The 24,384-nt window shown below is 43.0% G+C and carries 17 protein-coding genes and 3 pseudogenes; 7 read left to right on the top strand and 13 right to left on the bottom strand.

Annotation, left to right across the window (positions count from 1 at the left end; all coding sequences use genetic code 11):
* The 7 genes and pseudogenes from V7K79_RS08375 to V7K79_RS08405 all read right to left on the bottom strand — a co-directional run.
* A partial coding sequence (locus V7K79_RS08375) for a hypothetical protein (protein ID WP_335046505.1) occupies positions 1-269 on the bottom strand: 269 nt, incomplete at its 3' end.
* On the bottom strand, positions 229-2,256 hold the full coding sequence (locus V7K79_RS08380; protein WP_335046508.1) for a serine/threonine-protein kinase: 2,028 nt from the start codon (positions 2,254-2,256) through the stop codon (positions 229-231). The genes V7K79_RS08380 and V7K79_RS08375, both read right to left, overlap by 41 nt.
* Before the next feature lie 548 nt (positions 2,257-2,804).
* Positions 2,805-3,899, bottom strand: a complete 1,095-nt coding sequence (locus V7K79_RS08385; RefSeq protein WP_335046511.1) for a serine/threonine-protein kinase — start codon at positions 3,897-3,899, stop codon at positions 2,805-2,807.
* Positions 3,900-4,247: 348 nt separating this feature from the next.
* Entirely contained in the window at positions 4,248-4,823 is a 576-nt protein-coding gene (locus V7K79_RS08390) for a hypothetical protein (RefSeq protein WP_335046514.1), read from the bottom strand.
* A 138-nt stretch (positions 4,824-4,961) separates the two neighbouring features.
* Entirely contained in the window at positions 4,962-6,185 is a 1,224-nt protein-coding gene (locus V7K79_RS08395; RefSeq protein ID WP_335046516.1) for a type II secretion system F family protein, read from the bottom strand.
* Positions 6,186-6,261: 76 nt separating this feature from the next.
* Positions 6,262-7,392 (bottom strand): annotated as a pseudogene (locus tag V7K79_RS08400) (type IV pilus twitching motility protein PilT); the annotation flags it as partial.
* A gap of 104 nt (positions 7,393-7,496) precedes the next feature.
* Positions 7,497-9,503 carry a GspE/PulE family protein gene (locus V7K79_RS08405; RefSeq protein ID WP_335046520.1) on the bottom strand — a complete coding sequence of 669 codons (2,007 nt, stop codon included), beginning with the start codon at positions 9,501-9,503 and terminating at the stop codon, positions 7,497-7,499.
* 532 nt (positions 9,504-10,035) lie between these two features.
* Between V7K79_RS08405 and grpE the strand changes: the two are divergent.
* Positions 10,036-10,785 (top strand): annotated as a pseudogene (gene grpE, locus V7K79_RS08410) (nucleotide exchange factor GrpE).
* A gap of 228 nt (positions 10,786-11,013) precedes the next feature.
* Positions 11,014-12,972, top strand: a complete 1,959-nt coding sequence (gene dnaK, locus V7K79_RS08415; protein ID WP_335046522.1) for a molecular chaperone DnaK — start codon at positions 11,014-11,016, stop codon at positions 12,970-12,972.
* A 251-nt stretch (positions 12,973-13,223) separates the two neighbouring features.
* On the opposite strand, the gene V7K79_RS08420 is transcribed toward dnaK, so the two are convergent.
* The gene (locus tag V7K79_RS08420) at positions 13,224-13,364 is read right to left on the bottom strand and encodes a hypothetical protein (protein WP_335046524.1); all 141 of its coding nucleotides are present in this window, start codon (positions 13,362-13,364) and stop codon (positions 13,224-13,226) included.
* 499 nt (positions 13,365-13,863) lie between these two features.
* On the opposite strand from V7K79_RS08420, the gene dnaJ reads away from it, so the two are divergent.
* From dnaJ to V7K79_RS08445, 5 genes are all read left to right on the top strand, one after another.
* On the top strand, positions 13,864-14,991 hold the full coding sequence (gene dnaJ, locus V7K79_RS08425; RefSeq protein ID WP_335046527.1) for a molecular chaperone DnaJ: 1,128 nt from the start codon (positions 13,864-13,866) through the stop codon (positions 14,989-14,991).
* On the top strand, positions 14,991-15,248 hold the full coding sequence (locus V7K79_RS08430) for a sulfurtransferase TusA family protein (RefSeq protein ID WP_335046621.1): 258 nt from the start codon (positions 14,991-14,993) through the stop codon (positions 15,246-15,248). Before dnaJ ends, V7K79_RS08430 begins: the two co-directional genes overlap by 1 nt.
* Positions 15,245-16,384: a small ribosomal subunit biogenesis GTPase RsgA gene (gene rsgA / locus V7K79_RS08435; protein WP_335046529.1), complete on the top strand. Its 1,140-nt coding sequence runs from the start codon at positions 15,245-15,247 to the stop codon at positions 16,382-16,384. The genes V7K79_RS08430 and rsgA overlap by 4 nt, the downstream gene beginning before the upstream one ends.
* Before the next feature lie 92 nt (positions 16,385-16,476).
* Complete coding sequence (locus tag V7K79_RS08440; protein ID WP_335046531.1) at positions 16,477-17,196, top strand: Uma2 family endonuclease; 720 nt, start codon at positions 16,477-16,479, stop codon at positions 17,194-17,196.
* Between the two features lie 728 nt (positions 17,197-17,924).
* Entirely contained in the window at positions 17,925-19,520 is a 1,596-nt protein-coding gene (locus V7K79_RS08445; RefSeq protein ID WP_335046533.1) for a glycoside hydrolase family 57 protein, read from the top strand.
* A 74-nt stretch (positions 19,521-19,594) separates the two neighbouring features.
* Here the strand turns inward: V7K79_RS08445 and V7K79_RS08450 are convergent, their stop codons facing one another.
* From V7K79_RS08450 to V7K79_RS08470, 5 genes and pseudogenes are all read right to left on the bottom strand, one after another.
* The gene (locus tag V7K79_RS08450) at positions 19,595-20,182 is read right to left on the bottom strand and encodes a L,D-transpeptidase (RefSeq protein WP_335046534.1); all 588 of its coding nucleotides are present in this window, start codon (positions 20,180-20,182) and stop codon (positions 19,595-19,597) included.
* A 209-nt stretch (positions 20,183-20,391) separates the two neighbouring features.
* Positions 20,392-20,958 carry a hypothetical protein gene (locus V7K79_RS08455; protein ID WP_335046535.1) on the bottom strand — a complete coding sequence of 189 codons (567 nt, stop codon included), beginning with the start codon at positions 20,956-20,958 and terminating at the stop codon, positions 20,392-20,394.
* An 81-nt stretch (positions 20,959-21,039) separates the two neighbouring features.
* On the bottom strand, positions 21,040-22,503 hold the full coding sequence (locus tag V7K79_RS08460; RefSeq protein WP_335046537.1) for a protein kinase domain-containing protein: 1,464 nt from the start codon (positions 22,501-22,503) through the stop codon (positions 21,040-21,042).
* A 284-nt stretch (positions 22,504-22,787) separates the two neighbouring features.
* A pseudogene (locus tag V7K79_RS29960) lies at positions 22,788-22,952 on the bottom strand (ISKra4 family transposase); the annotation flags it as partial.
* A gap of 377 nt (positions 22,953-23,329) precedes the next feature.
* A complete protein-coding gene (locus V7K79_RS08470) occupies positions 23,330-24,376 on the bottom strand; it encodes an SDR family oxidoreductase (protein WP_335046538.1) in 1,047 nt (348 codons plus the stop codon).
* Between the last annotated feature and the right edge of the window lie 8 nt (positions 24,377-24,384).

Consider the following 24,384-nt stretch of genomic DNA (forward strand, 5'->3'; position numbering starts at 1 on the left):
TTAATTTCAGCAATGCCCTCTGGATACGCGACTTTAACATAGTACGTAAATACTATAAAATTGCGATCGCGCTGTGCCAGTTGCGTAAGTCCTGAGTAGTGATGAGTGACATTGACAATTCCATCGCATCCTTTACTTAAGGCAGGTAGGCGCTGATTGGGCACAAGAGGCAGAGGGGAAAGACTTACTACTCTTTTTCTCCCCTGCTCTCTTATCCCCAATCCCGACTCACTCAGATAACCGCCAAATCTTAATAGTGTTATCTTCACTACCGCTAACAAGGGTTTTGCCATCAGGAGTGAAGGTAACAGATGTGACGGTGTTGGTGTGCCCGGCTAATGTGAGAATTTCTTCTCCTGTAGCTGTATTCCACAGTTTGATAGTGCGATCGCGGCTACCACTAGCAACAATTTTACTATCGGCACTGAAGGCTACGGATGTGACAGTGTTGCTATGTCCCGCTAATGTACGAAGTTCTCTTCCTGTAGCTAAATTCCAAAGTTTGATGGTGCGATCGCGACCAGCACTAGCTAAAATTCTACCATTTGGGCTAATAGCCACAGTTGTCACTGTTTGAGAATTTCCTTCTAGTGTGCGGATTGGGTATCCCTTTGTTAGATTCCAGATTTTGATCGTCTTGTCAAAACTGCCACTGGCCAGAATCACACCATCGGGACTAATAGCCACTGACCGCACCCAGAATGTATGCCCTGCTAGTGTCCGAATTTGCTCTCCTGTTGCCAAATCCCAGATTTTAATGGTGTTGTCATCACTACCAGTAACTAGAGTCTCGCTATCAGCACTGATGGCTAGGGCATGAACTGAGTCAGAATGCCCCATAAGAGTACGAATTTGTTTTCGCGTTGCCAGATTCCAGATTTTAATGGTGTTGTCATCACTGGCACTAACCAGAAGTTTGCCATCTGGACTAATTACTACAACATTCACCTGCTGAAAATGCCCGTTGAGTGAAGAGATTAGTTTTCCGGTTGCGAGATTCCAAAGTTTGATTGTGCGATCGCTGCCACTGCTGGCTACAGTTTTGCCATCGGGGCTGATGGCGACAGATAAAACTGAGTTTTCGTGTCCTTGGAGGGTGTTAGCTAAGGAAACCTTACTCAAGTTAATCTGACTCCAAATCGCGTCATTTTTACCAGGACTATTGTGTTGAATCAATCTAGAGACCAAACTGGTTTGAATCCGGCGAAAATTTTTATACCAAGATTCGCTGAATCCAAACAACAGAATGAAAGCACTGATTAAGATTAAAATTCTTAGTAAGGGATAACTTTTTGATAAAGATGGTGCTTTCGTTGGTGGTAATTTCCCAGATGACTTACCCGCAGGTGGCAGGGCCAGGAGTTGTTTTGGAGTCAAGTCTCTAAGGACTTCTTCGGCTGACTGGTAACGTTCATGGATATCTTTTTTCAAAAGCTTGTCGATGACAAAATCCAACTCAGGATTTAAGGGACTTTGCAAATACTCCCGCCAATTACTTACCCAGGCGTATCCAGATTCCATCCACAACTGAAACGGCGAATTTCCCGTTAGCAGATGAAAGCAGGTAGCTCCTACACCGAACAAGTCGCTGGCCGGGAAAGCTTTCCCATCTCTAATTTGTTCTAGGGGAGAATAACCATGCGAACCAATAGATGTGCCAGATTTCTGTTGAACTTTGGCGGTAAATTGTTTTGAAGAGCCAAAATCAATCAGACTTAATCGCCCATCATTTTTATTGCGAATAATATTTTCTGGCTTGATGTCTCGGTGAATAATTTTGCGATCGTGGATAAATTTTAGGATGGGTAGTAAATCTAGCAAAATAGATTGAATGTCTCTAGCGTTATAAACCTTGCGCTGTTGCAACTCCTTTAATAAATTTTCCCCATTGATAAACTGCTGCACCAAATATAGGCAGCCGTCTTGCTCAAAGTAAGCTATCAAAGTTGGAATTTGGGGATGTTCTCCAAGGTCTTGTAGTCGCTGCGCTTCCTCTGCAAACAACTCCATCGCCTTTTTTTGCGACCAAGTTCCTTGGAATTTTGGAGCTAACTGCTTGATAACACAGCGTTCATTGAGTTTATCTACATCTTCTGACAAATAGGTTCTGCCAAATCCCCCCTCATCTGAAAGGACTCGGATGACACGGAAGCGATTTCTTAAAAGTGACACCAGCGGGGTGTTGCAACTTTGGCAAAACTTCTTTCCATTAGGATTCAGGGGATTTGAGCAATCGGGATTTAAGCAGCAGATCATGATCTGACAGGCGCGACTGCATGACAACTTAGGCTAAGTTTGCCCCGAACTTTCCCTTAAGATAATTGACTCTCGCTTACTTGTGGTAGATAAACCCTTTTCTGGGGATTGGGGAATTACTTATATAATTAGCTTTTGTAAATAGTAGTCAGTCTTCCTCATCTGTGGAAAACTACGAGAGCCATGAGATTAATTATTCTATCGATTATATAATAATCTGAATAAAAATATTTTTTTGAACTTTTAAACCTAGTAATTTTGCTTGTATCTTCGCAAGCGATAACTGACTAAGTATTGAAGATAAATCCTGATTAATTAATGATTACTGACTATCAAATCTAGTTAAAATGCTTACTAAATTTGATTTGGGTATTTGGAATCGTCCATAATTAATTATTCCTTTGATACTTTAGCTAAAAAAAGCTGCAATTTACAGCAGATTTCAAGTTGGTAAAGTAAACAACAATTCATCTGTTACTCAGAGATAAAGCGTGTTTTACTCTTGTTAAGTAGCGGGGCGTAGCCCATTCTGAATTCTGCTGTATGTGCTATCTTGTTTCCTTGAATTTTGCTCTCCATTTCCGAATGGCACTAGCAGTTCTGGCTACAGGCGGTATATATACATCATAATTTTCCTGTTGTATAATTTCCTGCTGTGTAATTTTGTGTTGTGTAATTTCGTGTTGTGTAATACTTTTATTATTTAATTTTTGGGTAGTTAGACAGTTAGCCAAAGTAGGTGAATAACTTTCACTACTTAAAGCTCTTATCACTTCATCGGTAGTCTTAAACCGCTCCTCTAAGGTAACTTTCACCATTTTTCCTAAAATTTGGGCGAAACTATTGCTGATATTTACCTGTTTTTGCCAAAATATTTCACCAGTTTTTGGGTCGTAATCCAATTCTAAAGGACTTTTAGCAGTCAACATATAAATACAAGTTACACCCACTGCATAAATATCACTAGCATAAACTGGACGTAGAGAAAACTGTTCTGGTGGTGCAAATCCCCTAGTTCCGATAAAGTTGGTATTTGCCACTGGATTGATTGAGTTTTCACAAGCATCAACTAATTTCTCTTTCACTGCACCAAAATCAATCAGCACTATCCGCCCATCATATTCACACCGCAATAAATTTTGGGGCTTAATATCCCGATGAATCACATGATGTTTATGAAGATACTGTAATACAGGTAATAATTCCTGTAAAAACTGCTTAACTGAGGCTTCGCTTTTGGGCCCAGTTTGCCGTACTTCTCGCGCCAAAGTCAAACCTGGCACATATTCTTGAATTAAAAAGAACTCTCCATTCGCCTGAAAGTAGTCTAATAGCATGGGAATTTGCGAATGACTACCGAGTTGTCCCAAAGTTCTTGCTTCTTTTTCAAAGCGGATACATGCCTTTTGCCAACTTTGAGGAGTAGTTACTTTTGGACAAAGTTGTTTAATGACACACAGAGGATTCCCAGGTAATACGGCATTTTTGGCTAAAAATGTCACACCAAAACCACCTCTACCCAAAATTTGTAGTATTTCATAGCGATCGCGAAATAGCCGTTTAGAACCAGACATCTGACTCAACTGAGTCTGTTGTAAAATGCTCTGTTGAGAATTCGTTGTTTTTTGAGAAAAACGATTCATTAGTATAAAATATCTGCTCTTAAATGTCTCTAATTCTATGACAATTCTTTATTGACAACAGTAAGATTACTGAATCTTTGCCAAATCCTCATTACTCTTCAAAAAGTAAAAATAAATTTTTATAGAATTAGTCCTTTCACGGATGTGTAGCGGGCTAATTTGTCGTTTAGTAGAGGTGAAAATCTGTTACGTGAGTACTTGTACCCATTTGGTATGAAGATACACATAATAAAACCCCTCTGGTTTAGCAAAAGGGGAACGGCGTAGCCGGGGAGTAAAAATATATAGTTTTATGGTTTAGTACATTATAGGGATGCAAGGACTTGCATCCTGACGATAAAATGTTTTTTAACTATAAGTGCCATTCGCTGGTGGAGTTTGTGAAGAGAAAATATCTGTGAGATTCTCCTCAACCAATAAATCTGGTGTTTGCATAATAAATGGGAGTTCGGCTCCTACAAGGCCTCTTTTGATACGTTCTAAAGTCTCACTAAAAACAACAAACAGAGGATATATAGTATTAGCTCCCTCACTCAAAATATGACTGTGACGCAGAGGCATCAACCACTCATAATCATTGTCCAGATAAACTTGGGTTTGTCGCCAACGTCCTAACAAATCAGAAAAGTCTTCGTGAGCGCGATGAATAAAGACTAAAATTTCGGCTCCAGTTTTGATTTTCCACTCTGGATCGCACATCAAAATTGCTACATCACAGGGTAAGCAAATCGTTTGTAGGGTTGTTGTAGCAGTATTGCGAAGCCGGACAATTGGCAAAGGTATAGTGATGACACTTTCATCTGGACGGCGCAGACTGGGAATCATCTCCAAGTATGGCCGATATTGCTTTAGTAAGGCGATCGCAGCTAGATGACTGCTATACTCTGCCAAACTCGCTTCGTACTGAGATTTTTGCACAGTCATAGTTTATTAAACAGTGAGGAGTATAGACGCGATTAATCGCGTCTATACAGGAGTTAAGAATAAAATTAATCAGTTAGGAGTTAAAAGTTACGAATAAAAGTTTTAATTCCTAACTTGTAACTATTAACTATTAATCCTTTATCCCAGCTTTTCAAATACCGCAAACATAGGCAGATACATTGCTAGCAAAATAGTTCCAACCATTCCCCCTAGAACTACAATCATCACCGGTTCCAAAATACTGGTCATTGCTTTTACTGCTTGCTCAACTTCATCTTCATAGAAATCGGCAACTTTCATCAACATTGCATCTAATTCTCCAGTTTCTTCTCCGATACTAATCATCTGAATTGCCATAGCCGGAAAAACTGCATCTTTTTGTAAAGCAATGCTAATCATACCTCCTTGTTGAATCTCCATGCGGGCTGCGTCTATGGCATTGGCAATCACTTGGTTTCCTGATGTATCTCGGACAATTTCTAAGCAAGTTAAAATTGGTACACCTGAACGAGTCAAAGAACCAAAAGTCCGGCTAAAGCGGGCAACTGAAGATTTTTGAATTAAGTCACCAAATAACGGCATCTTCAGGGAAAGGCGATCAATTGTGATGCGGCCAACAGGAGTTTTACCATATTGTGTAAAGGCAAATTTTAGTCCTATAAGAGCAGCGAGAAGGACGAAAGCACCCGGACTTCTCAAAAATTTACTAGCATCCATCAAAAATTGCGTCAAAGGTGGTAACGAGATTCCAATTTGTGTAAAAATCGTGGCGAAAATTGGAATAAGAAAAATCGTCATACCCAGAAAGATTGCAACTGCGATAAAACCCACGACCGTTGGATAAGATAATGCTGATTTAATTTGGTTTTGTAAACGGGCAACATCTTCTAACAACTTAGCTAAACGATTTAATACTTCGTCTAGAACACCACCAACTTCGCCAGCTTGAATCATACTTACGTATAATCCATCAAAACAGTCAGGATGCTTCCGCATTGCCTCTGAAAGATTCATTCCGCTTTGAACATCGGTGCTAATTTCCACAAGGGCTTGTTTCAGTTTAGTATTACTACATTGGTCGGAAAGCACCCCCAGACTTCTAACGATCGCAACTCCCGCATTCATCAAAACGGCAAATTGACGCGAAAAAACGGCTTTGTCTTTCACAGAAACCTTAACTAAGGAATTCTGAAATTTTTTGAAGGCAACATCTGGCTGAAATCCTTGAGATTGCTTGAGTTCTTGAATTACAAAACCTTGATCTCTAAGATTAGTACGAGCTTGTACCAAGGATTCAGCAACAATTTTTTCTGTTCGGGATTTTCCTTGGGAATCGCGAACACGGGCAACGAAGTTTGGCATAAATAAATTCAAAATTCACGCATTCAAAATACTCAAGGGGATGAAATATTCTTCATCTCCCCTATCCCCAATTCTTTTAATGTGCTTTGGCAGCCACACCGGGTTTAGCACCTGCGGCAGCTTGTGGTGCAGAGTTACCAATGAGACGTTGAATTTCATCTGGCTTAGAAGTCTTAGACATAGCCGCTTCAAAGGAAATCGTTCCGGCTTTGTAAAAATCGGCTAAAACCTTTTCTAAAGTTTGCATTCCCAATTTGCCGCCAGTTTGAATTGCTGAGTAAATTTGAGATGTTTTACCTTCTCGAATCAAGTTGGAAATAGCAGGAGTGACAATCAAAATTTCTTGAGCCATTACCCGACCATATTCACTGGGTTTAGGGTTTTTCTTAGACACCAAGGTTTGACTAAATACCCCCACCAGTGAGTTAGACAATTGCACCCGCACTTGGGTTTGTCTTTCATGAGGGAAAACGTCAATAATCCGGTCAACAGTTTGAGCGGCGGAACTAGTGTGTAGCGTACCAAATACCAAGTGTCCTGTTTCCGCCGCAGAAATTGCCAAAGAAATCGTTTCCAAATCGCGCATTTCCCCTACCAGAATAATATCTGGATCTTCCCGCAGGGCTGCTTTCAAAGCATTAGCAAAGCTTTTAGTATCTTCTCCTAGTTGCCGTTGGTGAACCAAGCTTTTAATAGGTTCATAGACAAATTCAATTGGGTCTTCCACCGTTAAAATATGCTCTGCCTTAGTGCGGTTAATCAAGTCAATCATTGCCGCTAGGGTAGTTGTCTTCCCCGAACCTGTAGGGCCTGTCACCAGAATAAGTCCTCTGGGCTTATCGCACATTTCTCGTACAATATCTGGCAGACCTAATTTTTCAAAGTTAGGAATCTTAGAACTTAATGCTCGTAAGCAAGCAGCATAAGCACCACGCTCTTTATAGACATTGACCCGAAAACGAGCCAAACCTTTGACACCATAAGAACAATCCAACTCCCAGGTTTGCTCTAGGGTTTTACGCTGGGTATTGTTGAGCATACTAAAAATCAGCCTTTGACATTGATCGGCTGTCAATACATGCTCACCTATGGGGGTAAGTTTGCCACTGATGCGGAAGTAGGGAGGTAAACCTGCGGATAAATGCATATCCGAGCCACCCAATTCAATCAACTGCTCCATCAAGTCTTCAATCATCATTTCCATAGTTTTACTTCCTTTTAATGTTTTTTATTTGTCATTAGTCATTTGTCCTTTGTTTAAAGTTACTAAGCATCAACTAATGACCAATGACCAATGACTAATGACCAGTCTTAAAACCGAGGTGTCATACAGTAAGGACAATCCAGCCATTCTTGTTTCAATGTGGCATCGCAACTCCGACAGGTAAGACCAGTCTTGCGTTTGGCTTTTAACTCTGCTTCCAAGCCAGTATCAGTAAACGTTACTCGTTCTACTTCTTCTAGAGTGGTGGAACCTTCACGCACTAAATCCAAACTGTAAGCCAGCAAGGTTTTCATCCCCTCTTCTATTGCCACTTCCTTGATGCGTTCCGTGGGTGCATCTTCGTTGATCAGAGTTTGCAGGTTTTCGGTGACTCGCATGACTTCATAAACACCACAACGCCCTTTGTAGCCGACACCATTACATTTTGGGCAAAGCTGATTTTTGGCTTTGGCTTCAGCGATCGCATCTAATGTCAAGGTGTTAGCTTTATAGAAGGTGACTCCCACATCAGAAGAAGCTGATAGACCATAACGAGCCAGTTCCTCGGTTGTGGGAGTGTAGGGAATGCGACATTCAGAACATACACGCCGCACCAAACGTTGAGCTAATACACCAATTAGGGAACTAGAAACCATGAAAGGCTCAATCCCCATTTCTCCCAAACGAGCGATCGCTCCTGGGGCATCATTGGTATGTAAGGTAGTTAATACTAAGTGACCAGTCAAGGCAGCTTCAATTGCTGTTTTTGCCGTTTCCTTATCCCGCGTTTCACCCACCAGTAGCACATCTGGATCTTGCCGCAAGAAAGCCCGCAGAGCGGTAGCAAAATCTAACCCTTTTTCCCGAATCACTTGAACTTGAGTAATCCCTGGAAGACTGTACTCAATTGGGTCTTCCACAGTACTGATATTAATTCCGGGATCGTTTTTTTCTGAGAGTGCAGAATACAGCGAAGTTGTTTTCCCAGAACCAGTTGGCCCAGTCACCAAAATTAGTCCAAAGGGACGGCTGACCATATCCTTGACAATATCTAAAGTCTCTGGATCGGTAATTAACTTATTCAATCCCAGCTGGGTGGAGGAGTTATCTAAAATCCGCAGTACCACCTTTTCCCCGTAACGACTGGGTAAGGTATTCACCCGGAAGTCCACCTTACGTCCCTCAAACAGCCGCCGGATGCGTCCATCTTGGGGTAGACGGCGTTCAGCAATGTCTAGATTGGAGATGATTTTAAATCGGGCTGTCACCGCCGGAATGATTTTTTTCGGCATTGCGGGAAAAGCTTCACGCAGTACGCCATCTTTGCGAAAGCGAATGCGTAAGTTTTCTTCTTGGGGTTCGATATGAATGTCAGAAACGCCCTCATGTAAGGCTTTAGCTAGGATTCTATTAACTAGATTGATGACTGGAGCATCCTCTGCGCCCTTCATCGCTGCCCCTAAATCAGCCTCCATTTCTTCAGGAGCATCCGAAATATCGAGATTTCCGAGATTTTCTAAATCTTGACTAATATCTGTAGAGTTTTCTCGTTCTAGGTGCTTCTGCTTAACAGCCATTTCATCCAAATATTGGTTGATTAACTGCTGGTAGTCTTCCTGGGTAATCACCATGCGCTGTAACGCCAAGCCTTGGGGGCGCAAGATGCGGTTCAGGTCATCGGAAGCCTCTAAATTATCTGGAGCAACCATCGCCACTAAAACTGACGGCGGGGTTTGGTCTTCGTGTTTCGACAGTGGTACTAAGCGATGGCGACGGCAAATATCCACTGGGATGAGGGTTTCAATCAGGTTCCCCATCATCGTGTTGCCAACAGAATTGACTTCTGGATCGAGGAATTCAACTCCGTATAGTATTTTCAGTTCAAATAGCTGCTGTTTTTTATATTGCCTGAGCAACTCAGGTGATAGTTGTTGACCAGTGATTGACTCTAATACTTCTGTTAAGGGTCTGCCAGATTTGCGGCTTTCAATTAGTGCCTGCCTCATTTGTTCGGTATCGACATAGCCAGATTGCACTAGCTTGTTACCGAAGGGCGAAAACTCTGTTCTGGTAGTTAGAGCGGTACTGCGCCGTTGTGCTGACGAGTAAGTCATAAATGAGCAATTGAGTAGGGGAAACCTCTGCTTAAAGTATTCCCCTAGTGTGAGATAGAATTCTCATTTACTAAAAAAGTCCTGAGTCACCCAATTTCTAAGGAACCCAAGCTGCCTCTGGTTTAACAAAATTAAGTTGCACACGGCGTTAATTAGAAATCTCAGCTAATTGTCAAGTTTTTCCACATGAGGTAAAAAGTCAGGATTCAAAAAATTTGACTCAACACTCAACACTTAGCACTTTTGAAGGAATGACAATTTTTGATAAATGGTTAAATTTTAAGTAGTAATTCATTATAAAACTGACTCATGAATAAGATGAGTGGCGAATCATATTCAGCGCTACTCGTTCGGGTTACGGCCTTAATGGCGTCTGGGCTAACGTGTTCACCATTTGTCACAATAAGAGGACGGTACATCATTTTCAGAAACCTGTCGGCAACAAAATCAGCCTCAGTAGCAAGTCAGAAATGACGACGGTTGCAAGCTGTAGAGATACACTGCCATCAAAAGTATCTGGAATGAGTGGACAATGATGGATGAAAATAAACAGATAAACAATACAAGCCAGCAATTGGGTGAACCAATAGAGGTAAAGTAAGCAATGAAGAGTGACTTCCCAGCCCAAATTAATTTCAATGAATCTGGTAGCGAGGTGACAGAGCAAGTCACAGCCCAAACTAATGTATCGGGGGATACGGCTAATCTCAATCCAGAAAATAGCGTCGCCGCAAGTGAGAGAACTGGAGTGGAAACAGCAGCTTTGGCAGAACTGACTCAACAAATTGACTCTCTCAAAACGCAACTAGAAGAACGTAGTACTCAATATATGCGGATTGCCGCTGATTTTGAGAATTACCGGAAACGTACCAGCAAAGAAAAAGAAGAGTTAGAGACCCAGATTAAGCGGAACACCATTTTAGAATTGCTGCCAATAGTCGATAATTTTGAGCGGGCGCGATCGCACCTGAAACCGCAATCTGATGGCGAAATGACTATGCACAAAAGTTACCAAGGCGTTTACAAACAATTAGTAGATAGCCTGAAGCGCTTGGGTGTATCGCCAATGCGTCCCGAAGGTCAAGAATTCGATCCGAACCTGCACGAAGCAGTAATGCGCGAACCTACGGATGAACATCCTGAAGGAACAGTGTTAGAAGAGTTAGTGCGCGGATATTACTTGGGCGATCGCGTGCTACGTCATGCAATGGTTAAAGTAGCTGCTCCCAAAGAAGATACACCTTTTGCACCAGAAGATCAGTCGAGTTCAGCTAGCAGTTAAGCTGTAGTCGCTCGCCTCGCTGACCTCAAGTGCCTGGGTTATAGCAAGGACGAGCATCGCGTACCTAAAACTTGGACAAGGCTTTGGATAACTCTGTTGTGTTTCAACTTCTTTGTTGCTACCAGCAACAGGGGTTTCACAGACGTTATCCGCTAGCCTTTGTTTTTAATAAAAAAGTTAGTCCGCGATATATTACAGCAGAAATATTCAGTAAAAATACTGACAAATATGGGAAAAGTTATTGGGATCGACTTAGGCACTACTAACAGTTGCGTCGCAGTTTTGGAGGGTGGTCAACCACTTGTAATCTCCAATTCTGAAGGTGGACGAACTACTCCAAGTATTGTGGGATTTGGGAAAAGTGGCGATCGCTTGGTTGGTCAATTGGCAAAGCGCCAAGCCGTAACCAATGCTGAGAACACAATTTACAGTATTAAACGATTTATCGGGCGGCGTTGGGAAGACACCGAAGTAGAACGCGCTCGCGTCCCCTACAACTGTGTCAAAGGTCGAGACGAAACCGTTGATGTCCAAATTCGCTCAAAAAACTATACGCCCCAAGAATTATCTGCGATGATTCTGCAAAAGCTCAAGCAGGATGCGGAAAACTTCTTAGGTGAGGAGGTCACTCAAGCAGTGATCACCGTACCAGCATATTTCACAGATGCCCAAAGACAAGCAACTAAAGATGCTGGCACAATTGCTGGATTAGAAGTTTTGCGAATCATCAATGAGCCAACAGCTGCGGCTTTAGCTTTTGGATTAGAAAAGCAAGACCAAGAGCAGCTAATTTTAGTATTTGACTTGGGAGGCGGTACGTTTGATGTATCGATTTTGCAACTTGGGGATGGCGTTTTTGAAGTTAAGGCGACTTGTGGTAACAACCACTTAGGTGGAGACGATTTTGATAATGCGATCGTCCTTTGGATGATGGAACGCTTCCAGCAACAAGAGAAAATCGACCTTTCCCAAGACAAGATGGCATTGCAACGTCTGCGAGAAGCAGCGGAAAAGGCAAAAATTGAACTCTCCAGTATGGTGAATACCTCCATCAACTTGCCCTTCATCACTGCTGATGACACCGGGCCAAAGCATCTGGAGATGGAACTTAGCCGCTCGAAATTTGAAGAACTCGCTGCAAAATTAATTGAAGCGACCATTGAACCAATGATTCAAGCGCTTAAAGATGCGGATCTCAAACCACAATCCATAGATCGGATTATTTTGGTAGGTGGTTCTACCCGTATTCCCGCAGTCCAAAACGCGCTGATTAAGTTTTTCAACGGCAAAGCTCCCGATCGCTCTATCAACCCTGACGAAGCCGTAGCATTAGGAGCAGCTATTCAAGCAGGTGTGTTGGGTGGTGAAGTCGATAATCTTTTACTACTAGATGTCACCCCTCTGTCTTTGGGAATTGAAACTTTGGGTGAAGTGTTCACTAAAATCATTGAACGCAACACCACAATTCCTACAAGTCGGTCACAAGTTTTTTCCACCGCAGTGGATGGACAAACCTCGGTGGAAATTCATATCCTTCAAGGTGAACGGGCGATGTCACGAGATAACAAGAGTCTCGGCAAGTTTCTACTCGCAGGAATTCCCCCATCTCCCCGTGGTGTACCGCAAATTGAAGTATCTTTTGAAATCGATGTCAACGGCATTCTGAAAGTTTCTGCTCAAGATAAAGGTACAGGTAGAGAACAGAGTATCAGAATTACCAATACAGGTGGTTTGAGTAGCAACGAAGTCGAACGGATGCGTCAAGAGGCAGAACTTTTTGCCGAAGATGATAGAAGACGTAAAGAACTGGTTGAACTCAAAAACCAAGCAGATAATTTGTTGTTCAGTTATGAATCCACCATCAAGGATAATAGCAACTTTATCGGCGACCAGATGAAAACTTTGGCCAGTGAAAAAGTTGCACAACTCCAAGCTGCAATGACTGATTCCAGCATTTCCACAGTGGAATTTAAGCAGCGCTTAGATGACTTCCAACAAACCTTGTTTGCAATTGGTGCTGATGTCTACAATCGAGCTAACAGCCAAAGTGATGAGATTGAGGAGGCTTCATCTGGTAACTTTACTCCAGAAGTAGACTCACCAATGAATGGCACGCTAATACCACAATTCAACTTTGATTTTGACGAAGAAAGTACTGCTCAGGCTGATTATGAAGCGATAGATTAGGGGTTGGGGATTGGGGACTAGGAACTGGGGACTGGGAAAGAAGGAGGAAAAGAGCGAAAATGCCTCTGAACCCTTCTCCCTTACACCTCTAACCCTTTAGACACTGCCCACTCCCTATCTCCCTAAGTTGCAAATTTTTATTAAGATATTTTAATATATCTAAATATTTTAGATTTAGCGAAGTTTTACAAGACCCCAGCGGTTTGCTAGATTGTAGAAGCAAATTACTTTGGGCTAGGCAATGTGTAAGTTCAAAGCCAATCCAAAGCATAAGGGTGGTTTTCCACACCTAATGGTGCGGCTAGCCCCTCTGGTTGATGGGCGAGTTTTCCTCTCCTACGTAGCACAATTGTAAAATAGACAGCCGACTCGGCAGTGAGAAGTCTGAGCAAAGGCTTACAACCAGCTCTTAACTTCTATAGCTTTTGTCGTCTCCCACGAGGAAAGCACCTGTTGCTCAAGATTTGTCGGTGATTTTTGTAAAAGGTAAAGGGTAAAATCAGTTATTAACAAAAATTAATTTTATCTTCTGCCTGCCCTCCGGCAAGCCACCCTCTAAAGATAGTGTATTGCTCTTGCATATCTGTAGGCAAAACACTTAATCCATAGGGTAGCAAGTGACCGTGAATGACGTTCTACTGACCGAAGAGGGGGAAGGGGGAAAGGGTACAAGCCCCTGTTTTTAAACATGGAAAAGAAAAAAGATGTATTTCGAGACACATAGTGCGAGAAATGCAGCGTCCTTGTATCAAGCCCCTAACTTTAGTTATGGGGAACCCTAAGACCCCTTTCCCCTTATCCCCAGAGGGGGCCCCACCTTCCCCTTTAACCTTTTCCCTGCCCGAAGGGCTTTGACTTCTGCTTTCTTCCTCTAACTTTTACCTTTGCTATATGGCCCGCGACTACTATGAAATCCTGGGTGTCTCTCGTGACACTGACAAAGAAGAAATCAAACAAGCCTATCGCCGTCTAGCCCGGAAGTATCACCCAGATGTGAACAAAGAACCGGGGGCGGAGGATCGCTTTAAAGAAATTAACCGCGCTTATGAGGTACTCTCAGAACCCGAAACCCGCGCTCGTTACGATCGCTTTGGCCCAGAGGGTGTATCTGGTGCTGGCGCGGGCTTTCAAGATGTCGGCGATATGGGTGGTTTTGCCGATATCTTTGAAAGCATTTTCAGTGGCTTTGCTGGCGGTATGGGTAATCCCACGCAACAAAGACGGCGCAGTGGGCCAGCCAGGGGTGATGACCTGCGGCTAGACTTGAAGTTAGACTTTCGAGAAGCGATATTTGGCGGCGAAAAAGAAATTCGCATTTCTCATCTAGAAAATTGTGAAGTTTGTAGCGGTTCTGGTGCTAAACCTGGAACCCGCCCTCGGACTTGTTCGACTTGTAGCGGATCGGGTCAAGTACGCCGTGTGACCAGAACACCCTTTGGCAGTTTCACTCAAGTCTCGACTTGTCCCACCTGTAATGGCACAGGGATGGTAATTGAAGATAAATGTGATGCTTGTGATGGTAAGGGCGCAAATCAAGTCACTAAGAAACTCAAAATAACCATTCCAGCAGGGGTGGATAATGGCACTCGCTTGCGGATTTCTAATGAAGGCGATGCTGGTCAACGTAATGGCCCTGCTGGGGATTTGTACGTTTACTTGTTCGTGAATGAAGACGAGGAATTCCAACGCGATGGCATTAATATTCTTTCGGAAATCAAAGTTAGCTACCTGCAAGCGATTTTAGGTTGTCGGTTAGAGGTAGATACCGTAGATGGGCCAGTAGAACTGATAATTCCAGCAGGAACTCAGCCGAATACAGTAATGAAATTGGAAAATCGCGGCGTACCTCGCTTGGGTAATCCCGTAAGTCGTGGCGATCACATGCTGAACGTATTAATTGATATTCCCAATAAAGTTACCCCGGAGGAGAGGGAACTGTTGGAGAAGCTGGCTAAAATTAAGGGGGATCGAACTGGTAAAGGCGGTTTAGAAGGATTCTTGGGAAATTTATTTAAGTGATCATGACCTCTTCTGTTTTAACTCCCGATGCTCAACTTGATTTACGCGGCACCCCTTGCCCAATTAATTTTGTGCGGACAAAACTACGTCTAGAGAAAATGCCATTGGGAGGTTTGCTAGAAGTCTGGTTAGACCCAGGTGAGCCGATTGAGCAGGTTCCTGATAGTTTGGCAATGGTAGGTTATCAAGTAGAACAAATTACAGACTGCACTAGTTATTTTTCTCTATTAGTGCGCCGTCCAGTTGCTGGCCAATGACAGGGGAAATTTTTGCCGCAACTGGACAATTATTGGGTACGGTGGTGGCTGTACAGGCTAATTTTTACCGAGTACAGCTAGATCGAGAGGATGGGGAGCACAGAAGCAAGGGAGCAGAGGAGAAACTGAATTTAAATGCCTCTCTGCCCCCGTGCCCCTCTGCCCCCTTACCTTCTCTTTTGCTTTGTACTCGCCGAACACGCCTGAAAAAAATTGGACAACAGGTGATGGTAGGCGATCGCGTTGTGGTTGAAGAACCAGATTGGGCTGGAGGACGGGGTGCAATCGCTGATGTTCTACCCCGTCAAAGTGAGTTAGATCGTCCGGCGATCGCCAATGTCAACCAAATTCTATTGGTATTTGCTGTTGCCGATCCACCTTTGGAACCTTATCAGCTAAGTCGGTTTCTAATTAAAGCTGAGTCTACTAACTTAGATGTACTTTTATGTTTGAATAAAAGTGATTTAATTTCACCGTCGGAACAACAACAAGTTAGCGATCGCCTGCTCGGTTGGGGCTATCAGCCGATATTTATTAGTGTTAGAGATGGTATAAATACTGAGCAAGCAGCCAAATACCTGAGCAATAAAATTACTGTAATCGCTGGGCCTTCTGGTGTAGGGAAATCCAGCCTGATTAATACACTAATTGACTCTCTTGAACTGCGAGTTGGAGAAGTTTCTGGAAAACTAGCTCGTGGTCGTCATACTACTCGCCATATAGAATTATTTGAGTTACCTAGCGGTGGTTTACTGGCTGACACTCCCGGTTTTAATCAGCCGGATATGGATTGTATCCCAGAAGAATTAATTTATTATTTCCCAGAAGCAAGAAAGCGGTTAGCAGTTGCTAGGTGTCGGTTTAGTAATTGTCTGCATCGAGACGAGCCTGAGTGTGTGGTGCGGGGAGACTGGGAGCGATATGAACATTATTTAGAATTTTTGGACGCTGCGATCGCTCATCAAACACAACTGCACCAGCAAGCCGATCCAGAATCCACTATGAAGTTAAAAAGCAAAAGCAAAAGCAAAGGGCAGAGTCAATACGAACCCAAGCTAGAAAGTAAAAAATATCGCCGGATTTCCCGAAAGACTCAGTTACAAGACTTGCAGGAGTTATATCGGGATGAGGAATAAGGAATGCGATGTCTACGAAGAGTTGCACCTTTGCATTCATAATGCAAAGGTTGGTCACGATAGCATAGATACAAACAGAAAAAGTATCTTGTATGTCTCAGCCCATTGCTACCACCCCTAGTTTACAAGCTGTCACTGAGAGTATAATTTTCCCACCAGGTGATATCTATAGTGACGAACACCCTTTAGAATCTGATTTACACCGCGAACAAATTGATTTACTCATCCGCCTGATGAAATGGTGGTGGCGCGATCGTCAGGATTTTTATGCTACCGGCAACCTGACGATCTATTTCAGTCCCAACCAGAAAAAGTCAGAAGAATTTCGAGGCCCTGATTTCTTTGTGGTTTTAGATACAGAGAAAAAAGACCGCAAAAGCTGGGTTGTGTGGCAAGAAGATGGCAAATATCCCAATGTGATTATTGAGCTGTTATCTAATTCCACTGCCTCGGTTGATAAAGGTTTAAAAAAGCAAATTTACCAGAATACATTTCGCACTCCAGATTACTTTTGGTTTGACCCAAATAACTTAGAATTACAAGGATTTCACATAGTTGATGGGCAATATCAAGACCTTGTACCTACTGAGTTGGGTTGGTTGTGGAGTCAACAGTTAGGGCTGTATTTGGCAGTATATTTGGGCAAATTACGCTTTTTTACACCAGATGGACAGTTGGTGATGTTGCCAGAGGAAGAATCAAATCAACAATTAGAGCAAGCAAATCAACAATTAGAGCAAGAACGTCAACGGGCTGCAATATTGGCCGAACGCTTGCGAAATGCAGGTATTGACCCTGACCAAATACTCTGAAAAATAGAATTTTATCTCTAAACTAGGCATGGGAAAATAATGCTATGAGCCAAACAATATTTGATAAAGTCCGTTGGATAACCTCAGACTTAGAATTACGAAGCTGCCCAATTAAATACCAAGTGCAACCTTACTGGCTGATGACGAAATAACATCACCATTGTTACAAGTTTCAGCGTTCAAGTTCAGCGTTCTTTTGTATAATTCTGGCAATCGCTCATCAAACTCAACTTCACTAGAGAAGGCAAAATTAACAATTCAAAATTCAAAATTGTACCCTTACAGGGAAGCAAGCTACGCGTATCGTCTCAAATAAAAGAGAATTTCAGACGTGGATTTAAACCCTTTGACTGAGAGTCTCCGTACTGAGCTTGTCGAAGTGTCATGCCGAAGCTTTGATGGTTCTTGAGCCTGTCGAACGCAAACAGCATCCCGCAAGGAAGGAATGAAACTGAAAGTACGCGAAAGTGGCTCAAAAATAATTATTAAACTGCCAAAGCACAAAGATAACAAAAATACTGTAACTTAGAAACCCGATTTTTCTACTGCAATAAGCCAACCAACAACTAGAAGAGGAATGATAAGGGGCTGAAAGATTGGTACAAGGCTTTTAAATTCATTTAAAACTGCTACAAATCTACTTTACAATTCCCATAAAGTCTTAAAATATTGTTAATTTCAGCCAAACCTCTCGACCTTCAACTTACAAGTATCACCCCAAAATCACTATGGCTATCGGCTACGTCGCGCTTGTACTCCATGCACATCTGCCCTTCGTTCGTCACCCAGAAAGTGACTACGTGCTGGAGGAAGAATGGCTCTATGAAGCCATCACAGAAACCTACATCCCCTTATTAAAAGTATTTGAAGGCTTAAAGCGAGATGGTATCGACTTTAAAATCACCATGAGTATGACACCACCTCTGGTGTCGATGCTCCGCGATCCTCTACTTCAAGAACGCTATGAAGCACACTTAGCCCAACTAGAAGAACTTATACAACTAGAAGCAGAACATAATGTTAACAACGGGCATATTCGTTATTTAGCCGAATATTACACTACTGAGTTTAAGGAAACGCGTCAGCTATGGGAACGTTACGACGGTGACTTGGTGACAGCTTTTAAGAAGTTCCAAGACAGTAACAACCTAGAAATCATCACCTGCGGCGCGACTCACGGCTATTTGCCGTTGATGAAAATGTATCCCCAAGCGGTGTGGGCGCAAATTCAAGTAGCCTGCGAACATTACGAACAAACCTTTGGACAAGCACCCAGAGGCATTTGGTTGCCGGAATGTGCCTATTATGAAGGTTTAGAGCGGATGCTGGCTGATGCTGGGTTGCGCTACTTCCTCACTGATGGGCATGGCATCCTTTATGCTCGTCCCCGTCCCCGCTTTGGTACTTATGCCCCAATTTATACAGAAACTGGTGTTGCGGTCTTTGGTCGAGATCAGGAATCTTCCCAACAGGTATGGTCTTCTGAGGTAGGCTATCCTGGGGCGGCGGAATATCGAGAATTTTACAAAGATTTGGGCTGGGAAGCAGAATATGAGTACATCAAGCCCTACATTATGCCCAATGGTCAACGCAAAAACACGGGCATTAAATATCACAAAATTACTGGACGTGGTTTAGGACTGTCAGATAAGGCACTTTACGATCCTTATTGGGCTAGGGAAAAGACCGCAGAACACGCTGCTAACTTTATGTATAACCGAGAGCGGCAATCTGAGCATCTTTATGATCTAATGCAGCGCCCACCAATTATCGTTTCGCCTTATGACGCAGAGTTATTTGGACATTGGTGGTATGAAGGCCCTTGGTTCATCGATTACCTATTTCGCAAGTCGTGGTATGACCAAGGAACATATCGAATGACCCATTTAGCAGACTATTTGCGAGAGCAACCGACGCAGCAAGTCTGTCGTCCTTCGCAGTCGAGTTGGGGTTTCAAGGGTTTCCACGAGTATTGGTTGAATGAAACGAATGCATGGATTTATCCGCATTTACACAAAGCTGCTGAACGGATGATTGAAATCTCGGACTTGGAACCAGAAGATGAGTTGGGGTGGAAAGCCTTGAACCAAGCAGCGCGAGAATTGTTATTAGCACAATCTTCCGACTGGGCATTTATTATGCGGACGGGAACAATGGTCCCCTATGCTGTTAGACGGACGCGATCGCACCTGATGCGGTTTAATAAGCTCTATGAAGATGTTAAAGTTGGCAAAATTGATAGTGGTTGGCTAGAAAAAGTCGAATTAATGGATAATATCTTCCCCGAAATCAACTATCGCGTTTATCGTCCACTATCAGTCTGACAAAAAGTAATTAACAGCAGTAAGGTGGGCAATGCCCACCTTATATTAGTAGTGAATATTAGTACTGAAGTTTATCATTTACTCACTAGTACAGGCGTTCCGATTTTCACAAATTCATAGAGTTTACGCACATCCTTGTTATACATCCGAACGCAACCATGAGAAGCTGCTTGCCCAACAGATTTTACATTCGGAGTACCATGAAATCCAATTTCGTCCTTTCCATCCGTCCAAAATCCAATCCAACGTTCTCCTAGAGGATTATTTGAACTTGGAGCAACAATTTCTCTATTAGGAACGAAAGGGTTCTCCCAAGCTGGGTTTTGTACCATGTGAATAATTTTAAATTTGCCTGTAGGTGTTTCCCATCCAGGTTTACCAATAGCTACTGGGTAGCTGGCTTGTAAACTATCACCCCGATAAACGTAAAGTTTTCGTTCATTAAGTTTAAGTAGCAAATGGATTTCTTGCTCAGAAGTATTGGGAATTATTGGCTTTATGGGATGCTGGAATTTGAGTAATAATCGGCGCTTTCGCTCAGAGTAGTCAGGAATATTTGACTGTAATGGTAAAGGATTTGATTTAACTTGAGGAGAAACTTGAGAATAGTTTGGTTGACTAATAGTGACTTGCGCAGTGGCATACGATTGAAGCGAGATCAATACTGCTATTGTTGTTAAACTAAATTTGAAAGTACTACAAAAATACATACTACGTATCATTTTCTGTTGCATTAATTATTAATATTATGATTAATTTTAGTCACCAGTAAGAACTCAGAACTCAGGTATCAACTAGCTTAAAACTAGCTTTAAATCTGAATTCTGAATTCTCTATCTCCAAATTACTAAATATTGTAAATCAAAAAGTTCTACCCTCGTCCTCTAATTACAGGAGATGAAGGTGCTGGTTGGGAGTTTGGAGTTGAGCCTGAGTCTGGTGTTCGAGTTGGGGCTTGTGGGTTTTGTCTTTGTCTTTGTCTTTGTCTTGTACCTGGATTTGAATTAGGACTTGAAGGTTGTTTTGGTTTGACGGGGGTTTCGTCCGGGTTAGCCGGAGTTCGGTTTGGAGTTGCCGGAGTTCGGTTTGGAGTTGCTGGAGTTTGCTCTGGAGTTGCCGGCGTTTGCTCTGGAGTTGCTGGAGTTTGCTCTGGAGTCGCCGGAGTTTGCTCTGGAGTTGCCGGAGTTTGCTCTGGAGTTGCTGGAGTTTGCTCTGGAGTCGCCGGAATTTGGTTTTGAGTTGCTGGAGTTTGCTCTGGAGTTGCTGGAGTTTGCTCTGGAGTCGCTGGAGTTTGCTCTGGTGTTGCTGGAGTTTGGCTTGGTTGTTCCCGTTGTGCTAGAGTTACCTGTGGCAGAACAACTACACCAAAGCTGGCGAAGAAGAGTAACGAAGCAGTAGAAACAATGAATTTCAATTTTTTAGATGACTTTTGTTTCATTTTTTGTTAAGAAACCTGATTTACATTCAATATTAATATTTATCATTATTCAGCCCACTACACGTATTACATTAAGTTTTTCTATATATTACATGATAAATTGCTTCCTCGCAATTCTCCCTTCTGCCAAATCCCACTCTTAAAAGAGCCATTTGCGAATTGAAATATTCCTTGCCCATCACAGTGCCCAGCTTTAAAATTGCCTCGATACTCACGACCATCTTTCCATCTAATTTTTCCTAGCCCCTCAAATTTATCGTTGACAAATTGACCTACATAATCTCTATAAAAACTGGTGTTTGGGGAATATGAAAATATGCCACAACCATTGCGCTGATTATTCTTGAATTCTCCATCGTATCGACTACCATTCTTAAATATCATTACTCCCTTACCAAATAGTTTGTTATTTTTATCTCTAGCCCCATAATATTTAGTACCATCTGAAAACTTTATATCGGGTTTTCTAGTTGAGGAAAGTGAAGTTAGTTCCGAACTGCAAGGTAGTGAAAGAAATTCTTCAGTTTTTTGGGTTTTTTCAGTTTTTTCAGTTTTTTGAGGAGATTGCTGTTTGGGAAAATAAGATAATGCAAGCATCGCCACTATTCCTACTCCGACTACAGTTCCAGCTAAAACTTTCCCATTAAATCCAAATATCCGCCTGTTTGTTGATTTTGGTTTTACAGGAGAAACTGAATAAGTTGAAGCTATGACAGTAGTCCATGTTGAGGATGTCAGTGCTTGTAACGCCTCTGCTGCTGACTGGTAGCGTTGGCTAAAGTTGTAACGCACCATTTTTGTTAAGATATCAGCTAGGCGATCGCTGACATTTGTCCAATGACGCCAGATAATTTCGCCATTTGCATCCTCTGAAAATTCTTGAGGTATTCTACCTGTTAAAGCTTGAATAGCAAGAATCCCCACTGCAAAGATATCGCTAGACAATCTTGGCTTAGAACTAGCTTGTTCATTAGGCATATAACCATTGGAGCCAATGATAATAGTCGAAGTCACTAGACCTTGAGTGTTTTGTGCCAAACCTTTAATTTCTTTAACTGCTCCAAAGTCAATCAGCATAATCTTGCCATCATCGCGTCGGCGCATCAAGTTTTGCGGCTTGATATCTCGGTGGATAATATTCTGCTCATGTACCACTACTAAAACTTCAAGAATTTCCTGCAAGAGTTGAACTACTTGAGCCTCATTCCACGCCTGGTCAGGAATTATCTCTGTAGACAAGTTCTGTCCATCCACGAATTCTTGTACGAGATAAAATTCCCCATTTTCTTCAAAATGAGCGAATAATTTGGGTATTTGCTTGCTCAGGTTTCCTAAGCGGTATAAAACTTCTGCCTCTTTTTCAAATAATCGTCTGGCAATTGGTAAAACTCTTGCATCAGAGGTTTTTGGTTTTAAGTGTTTGACAACACACTTGGGCTTGTTAGGCAAATCTAAATCTTCAGCTAAATAGGTATCGCCGAACCCACCGCTTCCTAAAAGCTCTACAATTTTATAGTGGTTGCGGAGAACTGTATCTATCAGCATCCATCTTACCCCGTAGGATGTTGTTGGCTAGATTGTATCACTTTGGTAGCTTCTCCCCTGGAGAATGATTATTATTAGTATTTACTACTCAACAAGTGGGTTTGTAGCAGTGGCAGGCACCACAAGGATTGAGCGAAGGCGTTAAGAGTTGCGCCATCACCTAGAGAAAGATTTCTTTACTTTGTCTGATTGATTGTTGCTGTTCTTCTATTAGTTATTGCAATACACAGTTTGCTTGTGACCAAAAGCTGAGGTCTTCAGAGTGTATTTCCCCGATATGAATGACCTTTCCATAGAAGAGCTTGTGCTTGTTTCAAGCGTTTTTGTGAACCCCTAACTTTGTGAAGGTTTTCTTTCAAATGGAACCAACCAAGTACTTCTCGACATTGTACATCAGGCGCTAATTAGTCAATGATATTCCAAATGCGTTCGTGTCCATCACGAATACATTAGCGATCGCTTGAATATGTTCTTGAAGAGCTTGCTTTTATACTAGGGTCATTGATAAGTAAATACACTTATCTTACTTATATTATCCTGACTGATTTTCGCCCTCTTTGCAAAAAACTGGGATTCTCCCCCAGATATTCCTCTAATTCAATTTTCACGCAACTCCTTGACAAAATTCTCTGAAATAGCGCTATCACCATTTTTTGGTGCGAGAATTGTGCTGATATCTTGAGCTAATTTATTAGCTTTACTTATGTTGCAAAGTATAATATCCACGTTCAGGCGCCCACGCAGGGGGTTGGTTGCAACTGCTGGTTAGGGCGAGTTCTTATCGTTCAGCACCCATAAAACGCTACCAGTGCCACCCACGGAGGTTCTACGGGATCAACCGATCTGCGCGTAGTTGCTCGAACAGATCAAAAAACGACTCGTCTGTTTTCTGGTATATGGAGAAGCCGAGTTTGCGGCTCTTCGACATGTCGGTCATAACCTCAATCGGACGCCCAAGATCGAGATCGGTGTGCCATGCAGATGATAGACGGCTCAGATCCGGCTCGGCGAGGTCATGCTGCTTTGCGATCTCGCGCCAGACAGCACCTTCATTCGCCATTTCGGCTTCGAGCGGGTGGGTTGTGCCGTCGAAGCCGATGGGATCGATGCCGAACCAGTCAGCCACCCGCCCCCACAACCATATCCAGCGGAAGATGTCGCCATTGACGACGTTAAACGCCTCGTTGTGGGCCGCTTCGGTTTTCGCCGCCCAGACTAGGTGCTTCGCCAGCACCCGCGCGTCGGTCATGTCGGAGATGCCCTTCCACTGCGCTTCAGAACCTGGCCAGCGGAACGGGCGCCCGGTTTCCTTGCAGATCGCGGCATACACGGCCAGCGTCGTGCCGAGGTTCATCAAATTGCCGACCGCCTTTCCAATGACAGTGTGAGGGCGATGAATGCTCCAGGTGAAACCGTCACGCGCGGCGGCGGCATAGACCTCATCTTCCTGAGCATAATAGAAATTTTCGATGTCGAGTCGGGGATGCTCCTCGCGCAATGGAGTTTCTGGCAGCGATCCGCCTCTGGCGTATGCATCGAATGGCCCGAGATAGTGCTTGAGGCCAGTGACGAGGGCGACGTGCTGCACTGAGTCCTTCGGTGACAGAACATCCAGCAGATTGCGAACCATCGTGCCGTTGACCCTGACATTCTCGGCCTCGGTCGCATTACGCATCCACGTCGTGATGAAGATGTGCGTCGGGGCGATGTCTGACAGCGCAGTTTTCAGGCTAGCTAGATCGAGCAGATCGGCAGCAACAGGGCGTAACCCTTCCACCCCTTTTTTAAGATTTCGGGCCAACCCATAGGTCGTCCATCCATTCGCGATCAGTTCTCTCGCAAGATTGCTGCCGATGATACCGCTCGCGCCCACAACTAAGC

The organism is Nostoc sp., assembly GCF_036917575.1.
Lineage (GTDB): Bacteria > Cyanobacteriota > Cyanobacteriia > Cyanobacteriales > Nostocaceae > Nostoc.

What these genes read in the sequence shown, in the direction of transcription:
- V7K79_RS08390 (WP_335046514.1), bottom strand. Translation starts at nt 4,823, where the DNA reads ATGACTGTGCAAAAATCTCAGTACGAAGCGAGTTTGGCAGAGTATAGC.
- dnaK (WP_335046522.1), top strand. Translation starts at nt 11,014, where the DNA reads ATGGGAAAAGTTATTGGGATCGACTTAGGCACTACTAACAGTTGCGTC.
- V7K79_RS08445 (WP_335046533.1), top strand. Translation starts at nt 17,925, where the DNA reads ATGGCTATCGGCTACGTCGCGCTTGTACTCCATGCACATCTGCCCTTC.
- V7K79_RS08395 (WP_335046516.1), bottom strand. Translation starts at nt 6,185, where the DNA reads ATGCCAAACTTCGTTGCCCGTGTTCGCGATTCCCAAGGAAAATCCCGA.
- V7K79_RS08460 (WP_335046537.1), bottom strand. Translation starts at nt 22,503, where the DNA reads ATGCTGATAGATACAGTTCTCCGCAACCACTATAAAATTGTAGAGCTT.
- V7K79_RS08405 (WP_335046520.1), bottom strand. Translation starts at nt 9,503, where the DNA reads ATGACTTACTCGTCAGCACAACGGCGCAGTACCGCTCTAACTACCAGA.
- V7K79_RS08385 (WP_335046511.1), bottom strand. Translation starts at nt 3,899, where the DNA reads ATGAATCGTTTTTCTCAAAAAACAACGAATTCTCAACAGAGCATTTTA.
- V7K79_RS08380 (WP_335046508.1), bottom strand. Translation starts at nt 2,256, where the DNA reads ATGATCTGCTGCTTAAATCCCGATTGCTCAAATCCCCTGAATCCTAAT.
- V7K79_RS08455 (WP_335046535.1), bottom strand. Translation starts at nt 20,958, where the DNA reads ATGAAACAAAAGTCATCTAAAAAATTGAAATTCATTGTTTCTACTGCT.
- rsgA (WP_335046529.1), top strand. Translation starts at nt 15,245, where the DNA reads ATGACAGGGGAAATTTTTGCCGCAACTGGACAATTATTGGGTACGGTG.
- V7K79_RS08440 (WP_335046531.1), top strand. Translation starts at nt 16,477, where the DNA reads ATGTCTCAGCCCATTGCTACCACCCCTAGTTTACAAGCTGTCACTGAG.
- dnaJ (WP_335046527.1), top strand. Translation starts at nt 13,864, where the DNA reads ATGGCCCGCGACTACTATGAAATCCTGGGTGTCTCTCGTGACACTGAC.